We start from the raw sequence: 7572 nt of genomic DNA on the forward strand, positions 1-7572 counted from the left end.
GTTCTAATACTTTCGTCGTTTACTTGCAGAATTTACGCTTTGGGTTTACGGTTGTCTTTGGGGTCTTTACTACCTTAGGCTAGCTTGCCCACCTGTTACGCCTTATATTCTGTTCCTGTTCGTCAAGCCACGATTTCGCTACCCGTTCTTCTCCCCTAGATGTCGCCACCTAAAACTTCGGGGTCACTATTAGATTCGTTGGTAACTACGCTCTGTAGGGAATTTCACCCCAGCGTTAGGACATGCCCGTCATACAGGAAAAAGCCCTCAATCCGAGGGCTTCATTTATTTTAGTTAATTCTTTCTGTTGTCTCGCCATCAAAGAAGTGTAAGGCTTCTGGGTCTAGGGTGAAGTTGTGGTCTTCTCCTATAGCATAGTCAAAGTATCCTGGTTGACTTATAGTTAGACCAGTACCATCCTTAAGTTTTGTATAAAGGAGTTGCTCCTTACCTAAGGACTCTATTACTTCAATGTTAGCATTTACAGAGTTGTAGTCTCTTTTTTCTGCTATAAATCTTTCAGATCTTATTCCAAGATGAACTACTTTTCCTTCGTAGGCCTTAATCTTTTCAAGGTCCTTATCACTTGGTCTTACCTTGATTTCTCCTGAATCATTTACGAAAAGACCATCCTTGATTTTTCCCTTGATGATATTCATGGTAGGGGAACCTATAAAGCCTGCTACGAAGAGGTTGTTTGGTTTTTGATAGAACTCATTTGGAGCTCCTACTTGTTGGATAACTCCCTTATCTAGGAGAACTATCTTTGTAGCCATGGTCATAGCCTCAGTTTGATCGTGAGTTACGTAGATACTTGTAGTATCTAGCTGATTGTGGATTCTTACGATCTCTACTCTCATGTGCTCACGTAGCTTAGCATCGAGGTTACTTAAAGGCTCATCCATGAGGAATACTTCTGGGTTTCTTGCAATCGCTCTTCCTAAAGCTACCCTTTGTCTTTGTCCACCGGATATGTCAGATGGCCTTGAGTAAAGATAATCTTCTAGTTGGAGAATCTTTGCTACGTCTTGTATTCTTTGATCGATTACTTCTTTTCTTTCCTTTTTCATGTTTAATGAAAAGGCCATATTATCATAAACTGTCATGTGTGGATAGAGGGCGTATGATTGGAAAACCATAGCTATGTCCCTATCTTTTGGCTCAACTGTATTCATGATCTTGTCGTTAAAACGTAGGGTTCCTTCTGTAATTGAGTTAAGTCCTGCAATCATCCTAAGAAGGGTTGACTTACCGCAACCAGATGGTCCTAGTATTACACAAAAATCATTGTCATCTATTTCTAGATTTATATTTCTAATCGTGAAGTTCTCACGACCTTCGTATTTCTTTCCTATATTATCTAAAATTACTTTCATTTTTAACTCCTATCCCTTAACTGCACCTGATGAAAGTCCGCTTACTAATTCATCTTGTAATACTAAGAACAATAGCATTACAGGAACAGCTGACAAGAATCCTCCCGCAGCAAAGGCTGGCTGATTCATATTTCTAACATCTGATATTAGTGTAAACAGTCCTGTCGCAAGTGTGTAGTCTCCTGGATTTGTCAGTAAGATTTTTGGCATCATATAATCTAAGAATGGTCCAATAAAACATTGGAGAGCAATTATTGCAAGCATCGGACGGGCAAGAGGCATAATTATAAGCCTATAAACTTGCATGTTTGAACATCCGTCAATCTTTGCAGCCTCGTCAAGCTCTGGAGAGATTGTATCAAGATACCCCTTTAGGATAAAGGTATTTGATGCGATTGCTCCACCTGAATATATGAGTATTAACATAGCCGGTCTTGAAAATACTGGAATAATTCCACTTACTATGGAGTGGATTGCATAGTAGGCAGTAATACCTGCGAAGGCCGGGATTATTTGAACTAACATTATCGTTATAAGACTTGCTTTTTTCCCCTTAAATCTAAATCTTGAGTAGGCATAACCTGTAAAAGATACGAAGATTAGGGTAAGCAAGGTTGTCGCAACTGCTATCTTTAGGGTGTTTAGTACCCATTTTAAAAACTGGGTTTCCTTAAACAAATATCTGAAGTTATCAAGTGAGAAGACAAAGTCTCCTGACATTGATATATATTGACCTTGGTTTCCATTAAAGGATGATATAACCATTATTGCCAATGGAACTAAGATGAAAGCTGCCCAGATTAACAAAATAATATAGGTAATTGTTAGTAGGGTCTTTCCGCCAGCAGATAAGGGTTGAAGATCTGATAGATATAAATCACTATTTTTCTTTTTCTTAAACATATTAATACTCCTTAAAAGCTGAAGAGTTCTTATATCCAAAGTATGAAATAACTATTAGGATTATGGATATAAATACTGTTATCGCAGCACCTATAGCTTGGTATTGACTCTCCATCGTTAACTTGTAGATGTAGGAGATCAAAATATCTGAGCTTCCCGCAAGGTTACCATAAACTTCTGGGTTAAATGGGCCACCTTGGTTATACAAGTAGATGATTGAGAAGTTGTTAAAGTTAAAGGTGTATTGGTTAATAAGCATTGGAGCTATTTGGAAAAGAACTAAAGGAATTGTAATCTTAAAGGTTCTTTGGATTCCTGTCGCTCCGTCAATACTTGCCGCTTCGTATAAATCTTTTGGTATAGCTTGGAGCACTCCTGTTGTTAGTAAGAAGATATAAGAATGTCCTAGCCAGCCTTGGAGCAAGATTAGGGTAGCCCTAGTCTGGAAGGTGTTGTTTTTGATATCCAAACTTATATTGAACAAGCTATTTAAAGCATTTGCGATTACCCCACCACGACTTGTCATTATTGAAAAGAACATGATTGTGATAAAGGCAGGTATAGCCCAAGGTAAGAGATAAACTGTTCTAAAGAACTTCTTTCCCCTAACTCTCTCATTGTTTACTAGAAGAGCAAAGATAAAACCTAGGACTATTGCAAGTGTTGATGCAAGCAAGGTCCAAACAACAGTCCATCCGAAGATGTGCCAGAAGGCTTGTCCTGCTATCCCTTGGCCCTTGGCTATGGTCAAGTAGTTGTTTAGTCCAACCCATGTGAACTTGTTTTGATTTTGTGGGTCCATGTTAGTAAAGGAAATCATTATAGCTGTAAGTATTGGAACTATAACTATAAACACAATTACTATTAGGGCTGGTGCTGTAATTAAGAATGGGAAGCCGTCAGTCCTTAACATCTTTTTGGTCTCAAAGAAGTTATTGGGTCTGATACCCTTCATTTCATTTTTCTCAGTTGTCCTAACATCCTTAAAAGATAGGATATAGATTAAGGCAGCAATTGCTACAAAAACTATAGATAAGATACCTTCGATCATAAAGAGTATTGATCTATCAAGTCTTTTTCCGCCTTGGGCAAGAGAGATAAGCCCCGCTATACCCTCACCTTGGTAGTTACCAAAACCTAGAGCGTAAGGGATTGCTATTAGGTAGATGAATAAAGTACCTAGTAAAAATAATAAGCCCTTTTGCCATTGGCCATTTAGGATTTGACCAAGACCTGGAATTGGGAAGGTAAGAATTGACCTATAGGCAGAAGTCTTCTCCACTTCTACTGGAGTTCTCCTCCTAGCTTCAGCCTCATCTGCCTCGAGGATTTTCATCTCCTTCTTGTAGTCTTTGTCTATCTTGTATTTGATTGATTCAATTTCTTCTTTAAGTGAAACTTCTGGATTTCTATAATCAAGTCTCTTGTTTTGGTCTTTGAACTTTTGTTTGAGCTGCTCTTTCTCACTCTTGAAGGCCTTCTTAGAAATCCTTCCCTTGTTGAAAGATTCTTCTATGCTCTTGTTATCTGATTCGAATTTTTCCTTAAGAACAAGTCTATCTTCTTCGATCAGCTTTTTAGCACTTTCTACTTCTTCGCTAGTTAATTTCTCTAGCCTCTTGCTAGCTCTTTCTAGCTGACTTTTTAGGAGCAAATCGTGTTCGATAATCTTTGGTATTTGCTCATATTCTAACTTACATAACTTATAATCAAGCTCGCTATCATAGGATAGGTCCTTGTTTTTTTCATAAAAGTCCAGGCAGTAATTTGCCATAAATTTTCTGTAATACAAGTCCCTCAAGTATTTCTGGTCGAGTTTGTAATTTGGATCTTTCTTGGCGGCTTCATCAGCCTTAGCCAAAAGTTCTTTCTTTTCTTCTTCGTATTTTTTTAGCTTTTGATTATAAGGATGGTTTTTGGCATCTACTTTATTTCCGCCATTCTCTTCTGCCTTAATAGAGTCTATTATATACTCGTTCCTTCTAGGACGAATCTCACCAATATCATCTATAAGGTTTTTTTCGTATGTCATCGCCTACACCCTTTCTTCCCTTCCTATAATAAATAATAAAATAAAATTTAAAATAATGACTATATAATAAAATATAGATCCGATTCTAAATTGCAAAATCAACTGAAAGATTTCTATTAGGGTCATCCCTCCAAAAAATAATTTGTAGGAGAAATTGACTCCGTATTTTTTTACTGTAAAAAATGTATAAAGGGAAATTACTACAGGACTTAGGACTCTGATAAATAAATTAAAAACAACGGAATTAATATATTCATCAAAACTAAGACCTGGATTGTTTTTGAGAATTTCTCTATAAACTTCGACATCCTTAGCCATCATTAGGGCTTCTATGGAAGAAGCTAGGATAATAAGGGCTGATACTATCAAAATTTTTAAGATAAATCTTTCTCTTTTTTTCTCTAATTTTATTCTTTCCATAATAGTGAAAGAAAGGCCTAGGCCAGAGAAACTAGATATTTATATATATCATCTAGTTTCTTTAGCTATTTTGGCCTTTCCCTTATCCTATTAATTATTTGCTAAAGTTTGCCATCATTGAGTCGAATGAAGCCTTTAATTGGTTGTAAGCTTCTTCTTCGTTAGCTGGTTTAACTGAGTTCCAAGAAAGAATTGCATTCTTGTAAGTATCCCAAACGTCTCCCCATTCCTTAAATAATGGTCTTGCTGGAGCAGTTTCGTAAGATTTGATTGTAGCTTCGATGATTGCCTTATCAGAATCTGGCAAGTCTGATGCTTGGTAATCTTCGTTCTTTACATTTTCAAGAATCTTTCCTGTAGATTTGTATAGGTCTATTGCAAATTCAGGATTTACAATTTGTTTAATCATTTCGTTAGCTATTGCTTTCTTGTTAGCGTCTTCTTCAATTCTAGCATTGATTGCAAGTCCCCAACCACCTTGCCAGTGATTTAGAGGCTTTCCAGCTATAGTAATGTTGTCAATTGGATAAACTTCAAGGTTTCCTTCACCTGCTTGTTCAGAAATTGGAGCAGCATCCCATGCACCACCAATTCTAGCAACTCCGCCTTTGCCTTCTTTGAAGGTGTCGTCTATATATCCCCAACCTGCATCTGGGTCAAATAATTGTGTGCCTGCGTCGTTGTGTTTTTTCCAGTATTCATATAAAGCTTTGATTGTAGCTTGTTTTTCTGGATCAAGGTCTTTCCAGTCTTTTGTTAAGTCTGAGTATAAGTTTCCTTCCTCATCTTTACCTAGAAGCTCGATATTTGATGAGTTTGTTGCAGCAACTCCGTACCAAGCATCGAAGATTGGAAGAAGAACTGTTGACTCATCAGCTACGTCATTAAGCTCGATTGGTTTAGATAGGTCAACTCCCTTTTCTTCAGCATTTTTCTTGTTTACGTAAGTAATAAGAGTTTCGATGTTGTATGGGAAAGCAAAGTATTCACCATCTATATTGAAGTTTCCACCGATTCCCTTATCGAAGTCATCCCAACCACCGATTTCATCAGCAAGAGCCTTAGAGTCGATTGCACCAAGGATGTCGTTATTAACAAGTCCAACAAGTCTATCTGCTGGTATTGCAAAAAGGTCAGCGACATCTTCGTTGTTGGCATCTGTTTGATCGAGGATATCCAAATGGTCGAAAGCTCCTACTTCTTTAAGTTCGATTTCTGCATTAGGATATTTTTCCTTAACTCTCTCGGCAGCTTTCTCATAATGATCCATCCATTCTTTTTCAACTTGAACGGAAATCTTTCCTGAAACATCTCCTGGATCAGCGGCAGCTTCTTCACCCTTGTCCGCTCCCTTACCGCCACATGCAGCAAGTACTACTGATAGCGATAAAGCCATCAACATCTTTAATTTATTTTTCATAAAATCCTCCCTTGTTTTCACCTTTAGTGAAAACGTTATTTGATTCTGTATATATATTATACATTACTTTGAAAATAAATGGAAGTGATCAGATATTTTCTTTCTAAGTTATTGTTAATTTTTATACAGTTTTTGAGTATTGAATTTCTAGCTTTTAATAGAAATAATTTAGCTCTTATTAGTAAATTCAGATACAGATTTATAAACTTATCAAGTATAAATATAGAAATATTGAGTATAAAGCTTGATTTTATCTCATTATTTAGGAGAAAATATATAAGAAACAAATTTCCAATATTGAAATAAAGAATGCTATAAATAGACTTTACAAGATAAAGACCCTCTAAAAATAATACAAATATGCAAATTCTATAAATTATTAAATTCAAAAAAGGAAAAAGAATTCCAAGAGAAATTCATATTGTTTTTTGTGTGAAATTTCACACAGAATCTGTTTATGTATCTAGTGTAAAAAACTCCCAAGGCCATAGTGAAATAGACCTTGAGAGTATTATTACAAGCCTTACTTTTAAGATTTAACTATTAGTTAAAATTTGCCATCATAGATTCAAATGAAGCTTTGAGTGCCTTATAAGCCTCTTCCTCATTTTGAGGATTTACAGAGTTCCATGAGAGAACTGCATTTGAGTAGGTATCCCACACATCTCCCCATTCCTTAAACAATGGTCTTGCTGGAGCCTTCTTATATGAAGAAATAGTAGCTTCAATTATATCCTTATCGATTTGATCAAGATTTGAATTTTGATATTCTTCTGCTGATACATTTTCAAGAATTTTTCCTGAATACTTGTATAAGTCTTCGGCGTATTCTGGATTAACTAGCTCCTTAATCATAGCTTCTGCTAGGGCTTTCTTCTCATCATCTTCTTCTAGTCTCGCATTTATTGCAAGTCCCCAACCACTTTGCCAGTGAGTTAAAGCTTTTCCAGATAAAGTGAGTTTTTCCATAGGATAAATCGCAAGATTTCCTTCGCCTGCTTGTTTTGATATGGCTTGTGCATCCCAAGCTCCACCAAGTCTTGCGACTCCGCCATTTCCTGGCTTGAATGTTTCATCTACATAGCCCCAACCTGCATCTGGGTCGAAGAGTTGAGTTCCGGCTTCATTGTGTTTTTTCCAATATTCATAAAGGCCCTTGATAGTTGCTTGTTGGGACTCATCGAGCTCATCCCATTCTTTAGTCATATCAGAAAAGAATGTTCCATCCTCGTTTTTTCCTAAAAGCTCGATATTTGATGAGTTTGTCGCAGCTACCCCAGACCAGGCATCAAAGGCAGGAAATAGGACTGTTGATTCATCCTTCACATCATTAATTTCTATATCCTTATCTAAATCAATTCCTTTCTCCTTTGCATTTGCAGTATTTACATAGGTGATTAGGGTTTCGATATTGTAAGGAA

The 7572-nt window shown here is 36.7% G+C and carries 6 protein-coding genes; all 6 read right to left on the bottom strand.

Translation table 11 applies throughout. The features are described 5' to 3' along the window. Window positions 1-290 precede the first annotated feature (290 nt). Complete coding sequence (ugpC, locus tag MRZ08_RS00220; protein WP_290878592.1) at window positions 291-1376, bottom strand: sn-glycerol-3-phosphate ABC transporter ATP-binding protein UgpC; 1086 nt, start codon at window positions 1374-1376, stop codon at window positions 291-293. A 9-nt stretch (window positions 1377-1385) separates the two neighbouring features. Beyond that, a complete protein-coding gene (locus tag MRZ08_RS00225) occupies window positions 1386-2279 on the bottom strand; it encodes a sugar ABC transporter permease (protein ID WP_290878594.1) in 894 nt (297 codons plus the stop codon). Between the two features lies 1 nt (window position 2280). After that, window positions 2281-4311, bottom strand: a complete 2031-nt coding sequence (locus MRZ08_RS00230) for an ABC transporter permease subunit (RefSeq protein ID WP_290878596.1) — start codon at window positions 4309-4311, stop codon at window positions 2281-2283. A gap of 3 nt (window positions 4312-4314) precedes the next feature. Then, window positions 4315-4731 carry a hypothetical protein gene (locus tag MRZ08_RS00235; protein WP_290878598.1) on the bottom strand — a complete coding sequence of 139 codons (417 nt, stop codon included), beginning with the start codon at window positions 4729-4731 and terminating at the stop codon, window positions 4315-4317. A gap of 94 nt (window positions 4732-4825) precedes the next feature. Beyond that, window positions 4826-6151 carry a sugar ABC transporter substrate-binding protein gene (locus tag MRZ08_RS00240; RefSeq protein ID WP_290878599.1) on the bottom strand — a complete coding sequence of 442 codons (1326 nt, stop codon included), beginning with the start codon at window positions 6149-6151 and terminating at the stop codon, window positions 4826-4828. 543 nt (window positions 6152-6694) lie between these two features. After that, a partial coding sequence (locus MRZ08_RS00245) for a sugar ABC transporter substrate-binding protein (RefSeq protein ID WP_290878600.1) occupies window positions 6695-7572 on the bottom strand: 878 nt, incomplete at its 5' end.

Source organism: Anaerococcus sp., assembly GCF_022770135.1.
Lineage (GTDB): Bacteria > Bacillota > Clostridia > Tissierellales > Peptoniphilaceae > Anaerococcus.

What these genes read in the sequence shown, in the direction of transcription:
- ugpC (WP_290878592.1), bottom strand. Translation starts at nt 1,376, where the DNA reads ATGAAAGTAATTTTAGATAATATAGGAAAGAAATACGAAGGTCGTGAG.
- MRZ08_RS00225 (WP_290878594.1), bottom strand. Translation starts at nt 2,279, where the DNA reads ATGTTTAAGAAAAAGAAAAATAGTGATTTATATCTATCAGATCTTCAA.
- MRZ08_RS00230 (WP_290878596.1), bottom strand. Translation starts at nt 4,311, where the DNA reads ATGACATACGAAAAAAACCTTATAGATGATATTGGTGAGATTCGTCCT.
- MRZ08_RS00235 (WP_290878598.1), bottom strand. Translation starts at nt 4,731, where the DNA reads ATGGAAAGAATAAAATTAGAGAAAAAAAGAGAAAGATTTATCTTAAAA.
- MRZ08_RS00240 (WP_290878599.1), bottom strand. Translation starts at nt 6,151, where the DNA reads ATGAAAAATAAATTAAAGATGTTGATGGCTTTATCGCTATCAGTAGTA.